This window comes from Amycolatopsis sp. VC5-11 (assembly GCF_037034185.1).
Lineage (GTDB): Bacteria > Actinomycetota > Actinomycetes > Mycobacteriales > Pseudonocardiaceae > Amycolatopsis > Amycolatopsis nivea.
This window is the reverse complement of record NZ_JBAGKF010000038.1, coordinates 1-17,660: the sequence shown is the minus strand read 5'-3', so window position 1 is coordinate 17,660 and position 17,660 is coordinate 1. Positions and strand designations below refer to the sequence as shown.

12 protein-coding genes and 1 riboswitch are annotated in these 17,660 nt (G+C 67.8%); of the genes, 4 read left to right on the top strand and 8 right to left on the bottom strand.

Annotated elements, in window-relative coordinates:
• Positions 1–13: 13 nt before the first annotated feature.
• From cimA to WA670_RS44465, 8 genes are all read right to left on the bottom strand, one after another.
• Positions 14–1,678, bottom strand: coding sequence for a citramalate synthase (cimA, locus tag WA670_RS44500; RefSeq protein ID WP_336162214.1), 1,665 nt, complete (start codon positions 1,676–1,678; stop codon positions 14–16).
• A 210-nt stretch (positions 1,679–1,888) separates the two neighbouring features.
• On the bottom strand, positions 1,889–2,893 hold the full coding sequence (locus WA670_RS44495) for an ABC transporter substrate-binding protein (protein ID WP_336162202.1): 1,005 nt from the start codon (positions 2,891–2,893) through the stop codon (positions 1,889–1,891).
• Positions 2,886–3,674 (bottom strand): ABC transporter ATP-binding protein, encoded by a 789-nt coding sequence (locus WA670_RS44490; protein WP_275293022.1) that lies wholly within the window; start codon positions 3,672–3,674, stop codon positions 2,886–2,888. The genes WA670_RS44495 and WA670_RS44490 overlap by 8 nt, the downstream gene beginning before the upstream one ends.
• Positions 3,675–4,748 (bottom strand): FecCD family ABC transporter permease, encoded by a 1,074-nt coding sequence (locus WA670_RS44485; protein ID WP_336162212.1) that lies wholly within the window; start codon positions 4,746–4,748, stop codon positions 3,675–3,677.
• A 759-nt stretch (positions 4,749–5,507) separates the two neighbouring features.
• Positions 5,508–5,635, bottom strand: a riboswitch (cobalamin riboswitch).
• 4 nt (positions 5,636–5,639) lie between these two features.
• Positions 5,640–6,680 (bottom strand): 3-isopropylmalate dehydrogenase, encoded by a 1,041-nt coding sequence (locus WA670_RS44480; protein ID WP_037811756.1) that lies wholly within the window; start codon positions 6,678–6,680, stop codon positions 5,640–5,642.
• A 262-nt stretch (positions 6,681–6,942) separates the two neighbouring features.
• The gene (locus WA670_RS44475) at positions 6,943–10,275 is read right to left on the bottom strand and encodes a S8 family peptidase (RefSeq protein ID WP_037811758.1); all 3,333 of its coding nucleotides are present in this window, start codon (positions 10,273–10,275) and stop codon (positions 6,943–6,945) included.
• A 251-nt stretch (positions 10,276–10,526) separates the two neighbouring features.
• Positions 10,527–12,125, bottom strand: a complete 1,599-nt coding sequence (gene serA, locus WA670_RS44470; protein WP_037811759.1) for a phosphoglycerate dehydrogenase — start codon at positions 12,123–12,125, stop codon at positions 10,527–10,529.
• Between the two features lie 80 nt (positions 12,126–12,205).
• Positions 12,206–12,805 (bottom strand): TetR/AcrR family transcriptional regulator, encoded by a 600-nt coding sequence (locus WA670_RS44465; protein ID WP_037811760.1) that lies wholly within the window; start codon positions 12,803–12,805, stop codon positions 12,206–12,208.
• A gap of 206 nt (positions 12,806–13,011) precedes the next feature.
• Here WA670_RS44465 and WA670_RS44460 point away from each other — a divergent pair, with 206 nt between their 5' ends.
• From WA670_RS44460 to WA670_RS44445, 4 genes are all read left to right on the top strand, one after another.
• Positions 13,012–13,845, top strand: coding sequence for a TIGR03620 family F420-dependent LLM class oxidoreductase (locus WA670_RS44460; RefSeq protein ID WP_037811761.1), 834 nt, complete (start codon positions 13,012–13,014; stop codon positions 13,843–13,845).
• A 353-nt stretch (positions 13,846–14,198) separates the two neighbouring features.
• Positions 14,199–14,825, top strand: coding sequence for a DUF1345 domain-containing protein (locus tag WA670_RS44455; protein WP_238607912.1), 627 nt, complete (start codon positions 14,199–14,201; stop codon positions 14,823–14,825).
• A gap of 157 nt (positions 14,826–14,982) precedes the next feature.
• Positions 14,983–16,329 carry an ankyrin repeat domain-containing protein gene (locus tag WA670_RS44450; RefSeq protein ID WP_336162199.1) on the top strand — a complete coding sequence of 449 codons (1,347 nt, stop codon included), beginning with the start codon at positions 14,983–14,985 and terminating at the stop codon, positions 16,327–16,329.
• Positions 16,330–16,420: 91 nt separating this feature from the next.
• Entirely contained in the window at positions 16,421–17,317 is an 897-nt protein-coding gene (locus tag WA670_RS44445) for a nuclear transport factor 2 family protein (protein WP_134727826.1), read from the top strand.
• The last annotated feature ends 343 nt before the right edge of the window (positions 17,318–17,660 follow it).

The window sequence follows — 17,660 nt, the reverse complement described above, 5'->3', positions numbered from 1 at the left end:
GGAAAAGCCGGAATCACCCGCCCACAGCAGCCACCCCCACCTCGGGCACCGACGGCTCCGCCGCGACTGCCAGGCTCTTGTGCACCAACGCGTCGCACAACGCCAGCCAGCTCGCCTCGACGATGTTGCCGTGCACGCCGACCGTCGTCCATTCGTGTTCGCCGTCACTAGTTTCGAGAAGCACCCGCGTGACAGCGTCCGTCCCTGGGTTCGACGGCAGGATCCGTACCTTGTAATCAGCCAGCTCCATGCTGTCCAACCAGGACAGATATGGCGTCAACGCCTGGCGCAGCGCCGCGTCGAGGGCGTGCACCGGGCCGTTCCCTTCAGCAGTCGCGATGACTCGCTCGCCCGCGACGTGCACCTTCACCGTGGCCTCGGAGACGACTTCGCCGTCCTGGCGGTGGTCCAGCACCACCCGGTACGACTCGAGCTCGAACGGCGGCGGATCCGACTTTTCGCCGGAAACCTCCTCGACCTCGCGACGCAGCAACAGCCCCAGTGACGCGTCGGCCGCTTCGAACGACCAGCCTTCCGATTCGAGTTCCTTCACCTTCCGCACCGCGTTCGTGAGTGCGTCGGGCCGGCCGGCAAGGTCGACCCCGAGTTCACGTCCCTTGAGCTCGAGACTGGCCCTGCCGGCCATCTCCGTGACCAGTACTCGCATGCCATTGCCGACGGAAGACGGATCGATGTGGTTGTACAACAACGGATCCACCTTGATCGCACTCGCGTGCAGCCCCGCCTTGTGAGCGAAAGCGGACGACCCGACGTAAGCCTGGTGGGTGTCGGGTGCGAGGTTGGCGATTTCGGCCAAAGCATGGGAGACGCGAGTGAGCTCGGCGGCTCCTCCGGTCGGGAGGACGTCCATTCCGAGCTTGGTCACGAGGTTTCCCGCTACGGCGAACAGGTCGGCGTTGCCGGCCCGCTCCCCGTAGCCGTTCGCGGTGCACTGCACGTGCGTCGCACCGGCCTGTACCGCGGCGACAGAGTTCGCCACGGCACAGGAAGTATCATCCTGGCAATGGATTCCGAGTCGGAATCCGGTCTTTTCCTTGATCTCGCCTACGGTTTCGGCAAGTCCTAGTGGCAGCTGCCCGCCGTTGGTGTCGCACAGCACGAGAACGTCCGCGCCAGCGTGCGCCGCAGCGTCGAGCACCCGCAGCGAGGTTTCGGGAGAGAAGGCATAACCGTCGAAAAAGTGTTCTGCGTCAAGGAAAACGCGTCGTCCTTCGCCGACGAGGAACGCGACCGTGTCCCGCACCATCGCGCACGCCTCGTCGACGTCGACCCGCAGCGCTCGCTCAATGTGCCGAAGGTCCGATTTGGCCACCAACGTGACGACCGGGGCCTCCGAATCCAAAAGCGCACGGACCTGCGGATCCTTGTCAGCCGCGGTTCCGGCCTTGCGCGTGGATCCGAACGCGACGAGCGCAGCGTGCTTGAGCGGCAATTCTCCCTGTGCCGCGCGGGAAAAGAACTCCGTGTCCTTCGGCAACGCACCCGGCCAGCCGCCCTCGATGAACCCGACACCCAGTTCGTCCAACAGCCGCGCAACAGCCAGCTTGTCCGTGACGGAGTAGGTGATCCCTTCGCGCTGAGCACCGTCGCGCAAAGTGGTGTCGTAGAGGTGGAAGGCATCGCCGAGCGGCGTGCCGGCGGGTTCCGTGCGGGTCACGGTGTTCTCCTTGTGGCGGGGCAGAACCTGGTCCAGGCAACAAAAAAACCTCCCGCATGGGTGCGAGAGGTTGCGCGCCGGTAGCTCTTGTGGAGCGTCTATCCGGCGCGCAAGGCAATAATGACGGAGATGGCGGTCATGTGGGCCATCATGCCACAGCTTCGCCCGGCTTCCAAACGCCGGGCGAAGCATCCCACCTTCTGAGAGTCGTCAGCCGGGCAGTTTCGCCAGGTAGCGGCCGAATTCCTCGACCGCGGCCGCATTTCGCGGCCCCTCCACCAAAGCCGCGTACGGCAGCGCGAAGAAGCGTCCCTTCTTCACCGCCGGGATGTCGCGCAGACCAGGACGCGAGCGGAGGAAGTTCTCCTTCTCGGCCACACTGCCGACCTCGCCGCCGTAGTCGTTGATGAGGATGACGTCCGGCGCTCGCTGGATCACGGCTTCCCAGCTGACACTGGTCCAGCTGTCGTTGAGGTCGGCGAAGATGTTGGCACCACCCGATTTGGTGATGATTTCGTCCGGTCCCGCGTTCCGTCCGGAGGTGAATGGCTGGTCACGGCCGTCGTCGTAGAGGAACACCTTGGGTTTCGGCCGTCCGGCCGGGACCGCGTTCGTGACAGCGGCGACCCGTGCGCGGTACTCTTCGATCAAACGTTCTGCACGATCACTGATTCCGAAAATTTTCCCCAGATTGCGCATATCTGTGTACAGCGCGTCGAGCGGTCTCATGATGCCCCGTTGCTTGCCATTGCCGTTGCGGCAGGCCTCGGTGAGCAAGTAGCTGGAGATGCTCAGCTTCGCGAGGGAGTCCGGAGTGAACCCGGTTGCTTCCGAGAAGCCGTAGTTCCAGCCCGCGAACACGAGGTCCGCTCCCGCGCCCTGCACCACCTCACGGTTGATCTTCTCCGCGAGCTTGGGCACCTTGGCGAAATCTGCTTTCCATGGCGACGAGGCGACGCCGCCGGACTGTCCTTTGTCGACCACGTAACCGGCCATCCGGTCGCCCAGGCCGAGCGCGAACATCAACTCGGTGATGCCGATGTCATTCGTCACGACCCGAGAAGGAGGTTTGGACACGGTCAACGACGAACCGCAATTGGTCACCGTCACCGGAAACCCGGCCGGGGCCGCTCGACTGTCCCCTTCGGACACTTGAGCGCCGCATCCGGTGGCGACGAGGGCGACCATCACGAGCAACGCGACTGTCCTACGCATGACTGTCCTCCTGGGACTCGAGCAGGTCGAACAACAACTGCGGACGGCCCGTAGCGGGATGCGGCACCACATGCCCGCGCACGCCGAACACCTCGGCGAGCAGAGCGGGCGTGAGCACCTCGGCCGGGGTTCCGCTCGCGACGAGACGGCCGTGGTCGAGCACGTGCACCACGTCGCACACGGCGGCGGCGAGGTTCAAGTCGTGAAGTGCGGCCAGCACCGTAGGTCCGCTGGTGCGTGCGAGCGCGAGGACTTCGAGCTGGTGCCGGATGTCGAGATGGTTAGTCGGCTCGTCGAGCACCAGGATCCGGGGCTGCTGCGCGAGTGCACGCGCGATCAGCACCCGTTGCCGTTCGCCGCCGGACAAGGTGAGCACGCCTCGCTCGGCCAGGTGCGACAGACCCACTTGATCCAGCGCGTCGGCGCACAACCGGTGGTCGGTCGCGCTCATGCGGTCGAGCAGGCCGTGATGCGGCATTCGACCCATCGCCACCACTTCGGCGACGGTGAAGTCGAACTCCGCGTGCGATTCCTGCGCGACCGCGGCGATCGCGCGCGCCCGCTTCCGCGGTGCCAGACCGTCCAGCGGTCGACCGTCGACCAAAACAGCTCCGGCCGACAGCTTGAGCACTTGGCAGACGGCGCGCAAGGTCGTCGACTTTCCGCTGCCGTTCGGGCCGAGCAGTCCGACGAACTGACCTTGCCGTGCTTCGAGGGTCACATCTTCGACCAGCGTGCGACCGGCTGCGGTCACGCTGACGCCGTTGAGCGAGAGGTCCATTCACGCACCTCCGAACACGTAGGCTCGACGGCGCATCAACAGCAGGAAGGCCGGTACCCCGACCGCCGCGGTCAGTACCCCGATCGGCAACTCCTCGGGTGCAGCGAGCACCCGCGCCGCGACGTCCACCCACACCAGGAAAACCGCGCCGGCCAGCGGTGCCACGGCAAGTACCCGACGATGATCCGCACCGACGACCAACCGCACCAGATGCGGAAGGATCAGCCCGACAAATCCGATCGCCCCGCTCACCGCCACCAGAACCCCCGTCATGGCGGCGCAAACGATGAACAGGAGGATCCGCAGTTTCCCGACGTCAACGCCAAGGGTCGTCGCCGCTTCGTCGCCCATGGCGAGCGCGTTGAGCCGTCCGGCCAGCGCCAGCAACAACAAAACCCCGCCGACCACCACGATCGCGGCGATCGGCAGCGTGCCCCAATTCGCGCCGGCGAGACTGCCGAGAAGCCAAAACAGCGCCGACCGCGCGGCCTCGCCGTTCGGTGCCTGGAAGACGATGACCGTGGTGATCGCGAAAAACCCATAAGACAACGTCGTTCCGGTGAGCACCAGACGCAGCGGTGTGAGTCCTTGCCGCGTACGGGCGACGAGATAAACGATCAAAGTCGCAGCGAGCGCGGCCACGAACGCCCCGACCGACAACGCGTAGATCCCGAGCGACGCGAAGACGCCGAACAACGTCACCGCCGTCGCGCCGACAGACGCGCCAGAAGAAATCCCCAGCACGTACGGCTCGGCGAGCGCGTTGCGCACCATCGCTTGAATTGCGACGCCCACTGTCGCCAACCCCGCGCCGACGACCACAGCGAGCAGAACGCGAGGAAGCCGAAGGTCCCAGATGATCCGGTACTCCCCGACCTCGTCCGGGCTGATCGTCCCGCCGAACAGCCCCGCGCGGAGAAAGGCCCACGTGTGAGTGACCGGTACCGCCACCGTCCCGATCCCGACAGCGATGACAATCGACCCGAGCAACGCCACCCCAAGCCCGAGCAGCACCGGCGTCAACGGCCGCCGCCGCTGAACGGCTACCGCCCCCTCCTGGGATTCGCCACTCAACAGCGACGCAGCCTGCTGGCCCTGCGATTCGCCAGTCCACGGCGACACAACCTGCTTGTGCTGGGGTTCGCCATTCAACGGCGACGCAGCCCGCTCGCTCTCGGGTTCGCCGCTCAATGGCGACGTAACCGGCTGGCTCTCAGGTTCGCCAATCTGCGGCGACACAACCCGCTGGCTCTCGAGTTCGCCACTCGACAGCGACACAGCCCGTTCGCCCGGGGATTCGCCACTCAACGGCGACGCCGCCCGCTCGCCCTCGGGTTCGCCACTCAACGGCGACGTCACCCGCTGGCTCTGAGATTCGCCAGTCCACGGCGACACAACCGGTCGGCGCTGAGGTTCGCCACTCAACGGCGAACCCCGCCCCTCCCCCGAGGATTGGCCATCCAACGGCGAGGCATCGCGAGCCCCGGAGCCACCCAACTCACGGCGAGCCGAGTTGTCGGCCTGCAACTCACCGATCGGCGACTCGCCGCGCTGCCCCGAGTTACCACGAAGTGGCGAACCCGCCGTAGCAGGAGGACCACCCGGTCGGCTCGAGCCGCGCGTACCGCCATCGCCGCTGGACGGCGAAACACCAGAACCACCGTCGCCGGAAACCGGGGAATCCCCGGCCTCGTCGACCACGGGCTCGGGAGAAGCAGAACGTCCTTCAGAAAAAACCACCGGCGACGACCCAATCGAGACATTGGGCCCGCAAAAGACGGCAGCCGCCGGCGGCGGGAGTGTCGTCTCCCGCAGACCACGACGGGAGGGGACGAGGTTCGAGGAACCTCCGCCGGTATCGGGCTCGCCTTCGGTTCCCGGGAGAGGGAGCCGAAGGCCTACCGTTGCGGGTCAGCGCCGGAATTCGACCGGCTTCCGCGGCGGGGGTCCGAAAAAATCAGGCGGTCAGCCGGCCTGACGCGCGTTGGACGAGACGAGCGCCGCGAGGCGGTCGCCGATCGCCTGGGTCGCGCCGGGGGACGACTGGTCGCGCGTGGCGAGATCGAACGCCACCGAGGCCTCGATCCGCCGCGCCGCTTCCTTCTGGCCGAGGTGGTCCAGGAGGAGCGACACCGACAGCACCGCGGCGGTCGGGTCCGCGAGGCCCTGGCCGGCGATGTCCGGGGCGCTGCCGTGCACCGGCTCGAACATGCTCGGGTTCCGGCGCGTGATGTCGAGGTTCCCGCTGGCCGCGAGGCCGATGCCGCCGGTAACCGCGGCCGCGAGGTCGGTGATGATGTCGCCGAAGAGGTTGTCGGTGACCATCACGTCGAACCGCGACGGGTCGGTGACCAGGTGGATCGTGGCGGCGTCCACGTGCGAGTACGCGACGGTGACGTCCGGGTGCTCCAGCGAAACCTCTTCGACGATCCGCGACCACAGCGAACCGGCGTGCTCCAGCACGTTGGTCTTGTGCACGAGCGTGAGGTGCTTGCGCGGCCGCTCTTCGGCGCGGTTGAACGCGTCCGCGACCACGCGTCGCACGCCGAAGGCCGTGTTGACGCTGACCTCGGTGGCGATCTCGTGCTCGGTGTCCTTGCGCAGCAGACCGCCGTTGCCCGCGTACGGGCCTTCGGTGCCTTCGCGCACCACGACCATGTCGACGTCCCCGGCGTCGGCCAGCGGGCCGCGCACTCCGGGGTACAGCCGCGCCGGGCGCAGGTTCACGTGGTGGTCCAGCTCGAACCGCAGCCGCAGCAGCAGGCCGCGCTCGAGGATTCCGCTGGGCACCGTCGGGTCGCCGACCGCGCCGAGCAGGATCGCGTCGTGCTGGCGCAGTTCGCCGAGCACCGACTCCGGGAGCAGCTCCCCGGTGGCGTGCCACCGCGAGGCGCCGAGGTCGTAGTTCGTGATCTCCGCCGCCGGTGCTACCTCACCGAGCACCTTGAGCGCCTCGGAGACCACCTCGGGCCCGATCCCGTCCCCTGGGATCACCGCGAGCCGCATCCACACACCTCCGTAGCCCAGGCCACCGGGCGCACCGATGGCCCATTCGCACAAAAACGCCAGCAGCGGAAGGTTACCGGCCGTAGACAAGGTGCCGTAGCCGCACCACCCTTATGCCGCATCCTCCCACAGGGTGAGACACCCGTTCGGGCGAACGGAAACGGGGGCTTGCCCAGGCCGGACAGCCTGGGCAAGCCCCCGCGTCCCGCTATGCGGCCGCCTGCGCGGCACCCTTCAAGTTCCCCTCAAAGGGTGAACCAGGTCAGCCGCGCGGGAACTGCGATTCGATCCGCACGACCGAGGCGCGCTGCCCGGCCGCGTTGTGGTGCTCGATCGCCAGCAGGCCCTTCGCCTTGTCCCCGGCGACAGCGGCCTTGTTGCGGTTGACCACCAGAGCCGTGCCCGGCTTGGCGACGTAGCCCAGCGCCGCGTCGCCGCCGCCCTGCGCGGAGTACGCCGGTGCGAGCACATCGAACGACAGCGGAGTGCTGACCTGGTCGATCAACCCGTTCGAGGTACCCGGAGCGACGTAGTACCCGGCGGTGCCGACCGTGTAGCTGATCCGGTGCGACGCCTCCTTCGGGTCGATGCCGAGCGCGGCGATGCTGACCGGCAGCACCATCACGTTCGAGTCGAACACGTTGGTGTCGACGTCGCCGAGCTGCCCGTTGATCGCCTGCAGGTCCACCGACGGGTTGCCCGGCTTGGTCAGCGACACCGTGTTGACGAGCAGCACGTCCGACCCCGTCGCCTTCGTCACGAAGGTTTCGAAGTCCGGCTTGCCGTCGCCGGTGGTGTCGATGTCCACGAACGGCACCGTATTGCTGCCGAGGTTCGCGAAATCGCTCCAGGTGGTGATGCCGAACGCCAGCGTCGCGTTCTCCGGCTCCCCCTGCGCCTTGGCGAGCGGGGCCGTCGACGCCGCGCCGACGTAGCGCAGGTCGCCGCCCTTCGCGGTGCGGTTGAGGGTGCAGTCGGACGTGACGTGCGAGTCGCATTCCGGCAGCTGCGGCGATTCGGCCTGCAACTCGAGGACGCTGATCAGCGAGCGGTACCGCTGGGAGCCGCTGCCCTGGTCGATGCCCTTGCCACCGAGGTTCAGCACGGCCTGGTCGGCGTTCGCTCCGAAGCGCACGCCGGCCGGGGTGGTGATCGCCGAAACCGGCTTCGGCGACGAGTACACGGCCACCCGCAGCGGAACGGTCGCGCCGTTCTTCGGGGTGAACGCGACCCGGCCCGAGGCGTCCGCCACGAACTGCCGGGCGAGCCCGGCCTGCGAAGCCGCCATGGTCGGGTCGAGAACCTTGCGCAGCGCCTTCGGGTCAGTGATCTTCAGCGTCACCTTCACCGTCGCGACCCCGCGCGGGTTCAGCTTCACCGAGCTCTTGTCCACTGTGTACTCAACGCCGGGCAGGCTGTTGACCGCCTCGTAGCCCACCGAGTACTCGGCCGCCTTGACGCCCTTGTTGACCACCTTGATCGTCTTGCTCAAGGTGACCGGCCCAGCCGCCTCGACGGTGCCGAACGTGACGCTCACCGCGCCCGGGTCGTCCTGCACATACGCGAGAACCTGGTTGTCCAGCGCGGCTTTCGCGTCGATCCGGCCGGCCCCGACCCGCTGCGGGCCGTAGGTATGCCCGGCCCCGTCGGTGATGTCGTGCACCGCGGTGCCCACGACGTCGGCCTTGACCTCTTCGACGCTCCAGTCCGGGTGCGCCTGGCGGACCAGCGCCGTGATGCCCGACGTGTGCGGCGCGGCCATCGACGTGCCCGAGATGACCAGCCGCTCGTTGCCGCTGCCGCGGAACGCCGACGTGATCGTGTCGCCAGGCGCGGCGACGTCCGGCTTCACCGACGGACCGCGTCCGCCGCGCGAGGTGAACGAGCTGGGAGTGTCCACGATGGACTGGTCATAGGTCTGCAGCGTGGTCCGGCCGGCTCCGTACAGCCGCACGGTCAGCGTGCCCGCGCTCAGGCCCGCCCGCACGGCCTGGGTGGCCTTGCCGGTGAGCTGGAACATCGGAACGGCCGCGTTGCCAGCGATGCCCGCGCCGAAATGCTCCACAGTGGACGAAAGCAGCACGCCCTTGGCACCCGCGGCCTGCGCGTTGTTAGCCCGCGCCGCGGAACCGCACGGACGGGTGGCGTCGTTGTCGTCCCACTCCAGCCACGCGATCTTGCCCGCGACCTTTGCCTTGTCCTCAGCCGCATAGGCGGCGCAACCGGCGTTGTTGCTCGCCGAGATCGGCACCACCGGAGCGGTGAGGTCGAGGGTGTCGTAGCCGGTGTACTCCTGGCTGTACTGGCCAGGCTGCTGACCGGCGGTCGGGGCCTTGACCTCGATCGCGTCCCGCAGCTCGCCCGCGTCGCGGCTGCTGGCCACGGTGAGCGCTTCCGGGGTGTTGCCCGGCGAACCGGCGATGTCGTTGATGTCGCCGCCGTTGCCCGCCGAGATCACCGGCAGTACGTTGTTCTGCGCGAGTTTGCGCACGAACAGCGAGTCCGGGTCGTCCGGAGCGCCGAAGTCGCTGCCCAGCGACAGGTTCACGACGTCGAGGTGATCGGTGAAGTCGCCGTCGCCGTCCGGGTCGAGCGCCCAGTCCAGCGCCTGCGACGTGACGTTCGTGGAACCCTTGCAGCCGAACACCTTGATCGCGTACAGCAAAGCCTTCGGCGCGGTGCCCGGCCCGATCCGCATGGCGTCGAGCGTCTTCTTGTTCAGCTTCTTGTAGTCGCCGGTGAACGTGCTGCCGTCGGCGTTCACGCCGAAGCCGCCGATCGTGCCCGCGACGTGCGTGCCGTGCTCGCCGCACGCGATCGGGTTGGGGTCCGGCACCGGCGTCGGCGAACCGGTCTTGCCCGCCGAGTCGTAGTCGTCGCCGACGAGGTCGGTGCCGCCGACCACCTTGGCGCTCGGGAACAGCGGCGACGGCTTGGCGCGGTCGACCGCCTTGTACGCCTCGGGCGTGCCCGGCCCGCCGAAGTCGGCGTGGGTGTAGTCGATGCCGTCGTCGATCACGCCGACGCGGATGTTGTCGCCGAACTTGCCGGTTTTCTGCCAGCTGGCAAGCGTGTTGGTGAGCTGTTCGGCGCTGGCGTTGGTGCGGTTCTTCGGCACGACCGTGCGCACCGAGACGACGTCCGGCCGTTCCGCGAGCTGGCGGATCTTGGCCGCGTCCGCGGTGACGACGGCGCCGGGCACCGCGTTGGCCGTCTGGGTGACCAGCTTCGTGCCCGCGTCCGCGGACCGCAGCTGCCCGACGACGGAGCTGACCGCCGCGGCGACGTCGGCCTTGGCCGCCTTCGCTGCCTGCTTGGCCTTCTCCTTGCCCTTGCCCTGCTCCTCCTTGAACGCGTCCACCGCGGGCTTTTTGGCCAGCTCGACGAACGCGGTGATCTGCCCCTGGGCCGCGCTCAGCCGGGGCGAAAGCTTGCCCTGGACCTTGCTCGCGTCGACCTTCACCGGAGCGACCGGCTCGGCAAGCGGCGCGCCCTGCGCGGACGCCGCGGGCACGGCGACAGCCGCCGCCAGCACCACCGCGGAACCCACGACCACCGAGCGGGCAGCCCACCCGGGCAACCGGGTTCTGCTCATGAGTAACCCCTTCTCGAGGCCCGGATCACGAACCTGCCCGCGCTCCCCATTCGCACCCCCGACGGTGAGCACCGGCGCCGCACCGTGCTCTCACGGCGCGTGGTTCAGCCTCGCGGCAAGAACCTAACTGTCCGAAACCCCTACTTTCGTGCGGAAAAAGCTCCGTTACCCGAATGTTGCCGGTGTGGGCGAACGACAGAACGGCCCCTTCCCCGGGAGTCCGGGAAAGGGGCCGTTCGGCGAAATCGGGACTAGCTGAAGTCGACGGCGCGGATGGTGTGCGCGCCGACGGTGGCTCCGATCGGCTCGAGGACGTTAGCGTCCACGTGCCGGTCGACGCGCAGCAGCATGATCGAGTCGGAACCGTCCGTGCTCTGGCTGATCTGCGCGGCCTCGATGTTGATGCCGGCCTCGCCGAGCAGCGTGCCGACGCGGCCCATGACGCCCGGGCGGTCCGGGTACTCGATCACGAGCACGTCGCCCTCGGCGCGGAGGTCGAAGTGCCTGCCCTTGACCTCGACGATCTTCTCGACCTCGTCCTTGCCGGTGACCGAACCGGACACGGTGAGCGTCCCGCCGTCGCCGTGCACCGCGCGGAGCGTGACCAGGCTGCGGAACTTCGGGCTCTCCGACTCGGAAACCAGCTCCGCCTGCACGCCGAGCTCCTCGGCCAGCCGCGGCGCGTTGACGAAGGTGACCTGGTCCTCGACCACGCCCGCGAACAGCCCGCGCAGCGCCGCCAGCTGCAGCACCGCGGTGTCTTCGCTGGAGATCTCGCCCTTGACCTCGACGGTCAGCGACGTCGGAGCCTTCGGGTTCAGCGCGGTCAACACCTGGCCGAGCTTCTGGGTGAGCGACAGGTACGGCCGCACGTGCTCGCCGACCGCGCCCCCGCCGGACACGTTCACCGCGTCCGGCACGAAGTCGCCGCGCAGCGCCAGCAGCACCGAACGCGCCACGTCCGTGCCCGCGCGGTCCTGCGCCTCGGCGGTGGACGCGCCGAGGTGCGGCGTGACGACGACGTTCGGCAGGTTGAACAGCGGGCTCTCAGTGGTCGGCTCGGTGACGAACACGTCGATGCCCGCGCCGCCCACGTGGCCGCTGCGCACCGCGTCGGCCAGCGCTTCCTCGACGATCAGACCGCCGCGGGCGGCGTTGACGATGATCACGCCTGGCTTGGTCTTCTTGAGCGCCTCGGCGTCGATGAGGCCCTTGGTCTCCGGCGTCTTCGGCAGGTGGATGGAGATCGCGTCCGCGCGTTCCAGCAGCTCGTCGAGGGTGACCAGCTCGATGCCCAGCTGGCCGGCGCGCGCGGCCGAGACGTAGGGGTCGTATGCGATGAGCTTCGCGCCGAACGCCGCGAGCCGCTGCGCGAACAGCTGACCGATCTTGCCGAGCCCGACGACGCCGACCGTCTTGCCGTTGATCTCGACGCCGGAGAACGAGCTGCGCTTCCACTCGCCGCCGCGCAGGCTCTGGTCGGCGGCGGGAACGCGACGGGCGACCGCGAGCAGCAGCGCGACCGCGTGCTCGGCGGCGGAGACGATGTTCGACGTGGGCGCGTTCACCACGAGCACGCCGCGCTCGGTGGCAGCCGGGACCTCGACGTTGTCCAGGCCGACGCCCGCGCGGGCGACGACCTTCAGCTGAGTGGTCGCCCCGAGCACCTCGGCGTCGACCTTGGTGGCGGATCGGACCAAAAGCGCGTCGGCGCTCTTCACCGCCTCGAGCAGAGCGGGACGGTCGGTGCCGTCCACGTGCCGGACCTCTACCTCGTCACCGAACACACTCAGCACGGAGGGCGCGAGCTTCTCCGCGATGAGGACTACGGGTTTGCTGGGCTTGGTCACGATGCGGCTCCCACTATCTGGTCACGAAATCGAGGACGCTCTCTCGCGGCGCACGTCGTTGTGCCCGGACTGGCGGGAGTTTAACGCGGGGCACTGACAGCCCGCTGCCCCCGCTGTTCACTTGTTCGTAATCCGGTGAAGACAAGCCCCATCAGGCGCTCTGTACCGCCTTCTCCCGGAAGGTGGGATCCGGCCCAGGAAGCGCCGTGCAGCAACAAAAGCAGCTCCCGGACCGTCACGTCGGCGCGGAAAACGCCGGCCGCTTGCGCCCTGTCCACTAGGTGAGACGCGGCTTCCCGCATCGCTTCGCAGGAGGCGTGCAGCCGCGACTTCGGATCGTCGAACGCGTGGGCCAGCATTTCGGTAAGCCCGCGGTAAACGGCGGACGTTTCGCCGAAGCCGATCAGCCAGGTGTACAGCCCGTCGAGCGGATCGTCGGCGAGCAGCAGCTCACGCGCCTTTTCCGCCTGGGTGTCGAACCGGTCCCGCAGCAGCGTCTCGATCAGGTCTTCCCTGGTCGGGAAGTGGCGGTAGAGGGTGCCGATCCCGACGCCGGCGCTGCGGGCGACGTCTTCGAGCGAGGCGTCGACGCCGCGTTCGGCGAAGGCGCGCCTCGCTTCGGCCAGCAGGCGGTCGTAGTTGCGGCGGGCGTCCGCGCGCATCGGCTTGACGTCGGTCATCTCGGGTCCGAGTTTATCCCGTGACAAATCGGAGGCCTCCTCCGTACATTAACCGGAGGCAGCCTCTGGTTCTGCGGTGCGTCCTCAGTGGACGTATCAGCCTTGGCTGCGCCGGGATCACGCCGCGCTTCCGCGGCCAGGACCTTCTTGGAGTCTGATGTGGATCTGTTCGCGAAGCTTCCCGCCGCCGCGGAAGGCGGGACCCGATGACCGTCGGGATCTGGACGTTTGCCTTTGACGGCAAGGAAGTCGGCGAATTACGCACGGCCGCCCGCGAGGTCGAATCGCTGGGTTTCACTGCCCTGTGGTTCGGCGAATACCGCGGCCGAGAGGCGCTCACGCAGGCCGCGCTACTGCTCGAGGCGACCACGACGTTGACTGTGGCGACGGGGATCGCACGCTTCTCCGAACGGTCAGCAGCGTCCGCCGAAGCTGCTGGACGGACGCTGGCCGAGGCGCACCCAGGACGGTTCACGCTGGGCTTGGGCGGACATCGGCCCGGCGGCGGAGGCAGCGCGATGCAGGACTACCTCGACGCCATGGACGCAGCCGACCTGGACTTTGCTTCCAACGCCCGGCCACGTCGGCTTCTAGCCGCCCTCGGCCCGAAAATGCTGAAACTCGCGGCGACCCAGGCCGACGGCGCACACACGTACTTCGTACCTCCAGAGCACACCGCATTCGCCAGGGAAACGATGGGACCCGACGCGTACCTCGCCGCCGAACAAGCCGTCGTCCTCGACCCGGACCCGTTGCGGGCGCGGCGAATCGCCCGCGAACACGTCGCCGGCTACGTGCGGCTCGCCCCACACCAAAGAGCGAATCTGCGCCGCCTCGGCTACACCGAGGAAGACCTAGCCGGCGGCGGCAGCGACCGCCTGGTCGACGCGATCGTGGCCTACCGCAGCGAGCAGGAAGTCGCCGACCGAATCCGCGCACACCTCGACGCCGGCGCGGACCACGTCTGCGTCCAAGTTCTCGGCGACGGACCGGAGATCCCAGTGGACGGCTGGTGTCGCCTCGCCGACCTGGTTCCCTGATTCCCCGGTGGGGCTTTCGGCGCTTCCCGCGAAAGCCCCACTCGGCTTACTCACGAGATCTCCGCCGAACCCGGCTACCGGTTCGGCCCCGCACTCGCCGAAGCCGCCCCTCGGACGCCGAATCCCCTGCTCACCACGGATTCGCCACTAAACGGCGAATCCGTTCATCCCCTGCATACGGGCACTTTTCCGTTCATCACCGACATTCTCCCGCTTCCGCGCCCGCCGCAGTGCTCCCGGCGAACACTTCCCCTGAACGGGCGACCCCGGCGGGACCGTTTCGCCGTTCAGCGGCCACCACCCGCTGTTATCTTCGCGAGACGACTCGCCCGCGTTCGCCCCGGGAGCCGCCGGTGTTCACGAAGCTCGCCATCGCCGCGTCCCGGACGGTCGAACTGGTCCTGCTGGCGCTGGGGATCGTCACCTTCATCCAGGACGACAACGTCCTCGCCCTTCTCTCCTGGGATCTGCTCGCGCTGATCTACCTCGGCATCCGGATCGCGCGCGTGTCCCGCAGCCGGAAAAAAGACCACACCGACGCCCGGTGGCTCAAAGGCGTTCTTGGCCGTCGACTGGGACTCCTGTTCACCCTGTTAACCAGCCTGGTCGGCGTCACCGCCGGACTTTCGATCGTCTTGCCGGAAACAGCGGGCATCGACCCGGTCGTGGCGAGAATCGTCGGTGTCCCCGCAGTCCTGCTGGCCTGGGCGATCCTGCACTTCGGTTACGCGGAACGCTACGCCCAGAAGTACTACGACAGCCTCCCGACGCAGCACTTCCGCTTCCCTGAAACGGAACGTCCCACGCTCGCCGATTTCACCTATTTCGCGTTCACCATCGGAACGAGCTTCGCCGTCTCGGACGTCGAAACGAGGACGACGTCGATCCGTTCCCTCGTCCTCGCCCACAGCGTCCTGTCATTCATGTACAACACGGCCACGCTCGGCATCGCAGTCAGCGTCATCACCGGCGGACGTTGACCCTTTTGAGTTACAGTTGTCCTCGCGCGGCAGGGGCCGCGTCCTGTCCGCGGAAAGGGCTGAGCCCACCCCCGTACTACGAGTTGCCGAGCTTCTCCTTCTTCCCTGCCCGGTGCCGGCGGACCACGGGGCGCACAAGGGAAGGAAGGACTCCCTGATGACGGCCTTGCCCGCCAACCCCGACCTCGGTCAGCTGCGCAAGCAGGCGAAGGAACTCGCCCGCGCGGATGCGGTCGCACTGTCGGAAGCGCAGTTCCGGCTCGCCCGCCGCTACGGATTCCCCAGCTGGCCACAGCTTCAGGCGTACGTCCGCCGAATCGCCGAGCACGGACCGGACGTCCAGCACGCCTACCACCAGGACGTCGAGTACTACCGCGGCCGCGCCGTCGGCCTCCTCGCCTCAGCCGAAGACGGCACTCCCGACGCCCGCGCCGCCTTCGAACGGCACGAACAGCCGCTGACCCGCACCGGCGCGCGAACCGTCATCGCCCGCGAGCACGGCTTCCCGACATGGCGGGCGCTGAAGACCCACGTCGAGAATTTGCCGAAAAACGGCGAACCGTTCGCCCGGGCGTATCAGCTGGTAGAAGCCCGAGACTTGGACGGCCTGACCGCACTGCTCACCGAAGCCCCGCACCTTGCCCACGCACGCGGCACCAACGGGAACGATCTGCTCGGCATGGCCTCCGCGACCCATGACGAACGCCTCGTCCGCGTCCTGCTCGCCCACGGTGCCGATCCCGCACGAGCCAACGCACACGGTTGGACTGCCTTGCACCAAGCCGCCTACAGCAATTTACCACTGATCGCCGACCTCTTGATCAACGCCGGCGCACCCTTGGCCGTCTCCGGCCGCGGCGACGGCGGAACCCCGCTCATTGTGGCTCTATTTTGGGGAAATCGCGCTGTTGCCGAAAAACTGGCAACGCACGAACGGTCCCCTCGCAACCTGCGCGTCGCAGCCGGTCTCGGCGACGACGCACTACTGGATGAACTCGTCAGTCCAAAGGGGACTCTTTCTCCAGCAGCCGGCGCACACCGTGAGTTCTACCGTCCGCACAGCGGTTTTCCCTTCTGGCAGCCGACAAACGACCCGACCGAGATCCTCGACGAATCCCTAGCCTGGGCCGCCCGCAACAACCAAACAACCGCACTCCGCACCCTGGCGTCACGCGGCGCGAACCTGGACGCCGACGTCTACCGCGGCACCGCCCTCACCTGGGCAGCGACGTGTGGCCACTCAGCGGCAACAGAAACCCTGCTGTCACTGGGCGCAAACGTCAACCACGTCGGCACCTTCGGCGGCCCACGCCACGGAGTCGGCGTCACGGCGCTGCACCTGGCCGCCCAAAGCAACCGACTGGACGTCATCGAACTCCTCGTAAACGCCGGCGCCGACCTCACCGCCCGCGACGCTCTCTGGGACAGCACTCCCGAAGGCTGGGCAGAAGCCTGCGACAGCCCCGCCGCTCAAGAACTGCTGCACCGCCTCAGTCGCCACTAATCGGCAACTCCCGGCCGGTAGACAACCGGAGTCTGTAGTCCGTATCGTAACGGACTACAGACTCCGGTTAACCGACCCCGCGGAGACCCTCATGCCGACTGCACGCGACCTGTTCGACCAGCTCTCCACCGGAATCACCGACGGCCGCTTCGCCGACCTCGCACGCCTCTACTCCGAAGACACCGTCGTGGAACACCCCACCGCAGTCCCCAGGCCCGGACGCTTGGAAGGCCGCGCCGCAGTGCACGACCGTTTCGTCAGCGGCCTGGGCCAAACCCTTCGCCTCAAACGCCACGACGTGACCATCCACGACACCACCGCCCCCGACGTCATCGTGGCCGAATACCAGTACACCGCCGAATCGCGAAAAACCGGCCGGACCACCGAGACCGCCAACATCCAAGTCCTCCGCGCCCGCGACGGACTCCTTACGCACACCCGCGACTATCACGACTACCTGCGCCTAGCCGTGATCCAAAACGCGACCGCCGGCCTAGACGCGGCATACGCCCAAGCGCCCGCTTACGAACCACGCCCCATCGCTCCGCGCCCGACTGAACTCTTCTCCCCGAACAGCCGCGAAGGCGTATTCCAACGAGTCGTCTTCGGCGTCGCCGACGGACGCTGGTCCGAACTCCCCGACCTCTATGCGGCAAAAACCGATGTCCGCCACCCGTTCCTGCCCGGTGCCCCCATCCTCCGCACCCGAGACGACCTGCGAACCCACTTCGCCGCCGGTGCCGCAGCAGCCTTCCGCATCGAGGTGACCGACCTGGTGCTCCACCTGAGCACCGACCCCGAAGTCGTCATCGGCGAATCGACCTACGTAGGCGAAACCAGCTCCAGGACTCCGTTCCAGGTGAACAACATCTTCGTCATGCGCATCCGAGACGGCCAGATCGTCGAATCCCGCGACTACGGCGACCACCTCGCCCTGGCTGCAGCCACCGGACGCCTGCCGGAACTCATCGCCCGCGTCGCCGAATAACGGCAACTGCTCCGCTCTCTCGCCGCTGAACGGCAACCCCCACGCTGTCCGCCACCGCCACGACGGCTCGTCACAAGATTCGCCACTCAACGGCGAACCAGCATCCCGACGCAGCCAATCAACCGTCGAAACCATCGTTGCCGTTAAGCGGCAGACGCCCACAGCCCCGGACCTCGCCAGCCGGTGACACCAACTGCCACCGCGGTCGTTCGCCGTTCAGCGGCAACAGCCGGTCGCCGCTGAACGGCCAGTCACCCCAGATCAACTTTCGCCCTTAAATGGCAAATGCCCCCTGACCAGCTTCAACCCACTGAATCTCCGCCAACTACCGGCACCCGGCTAG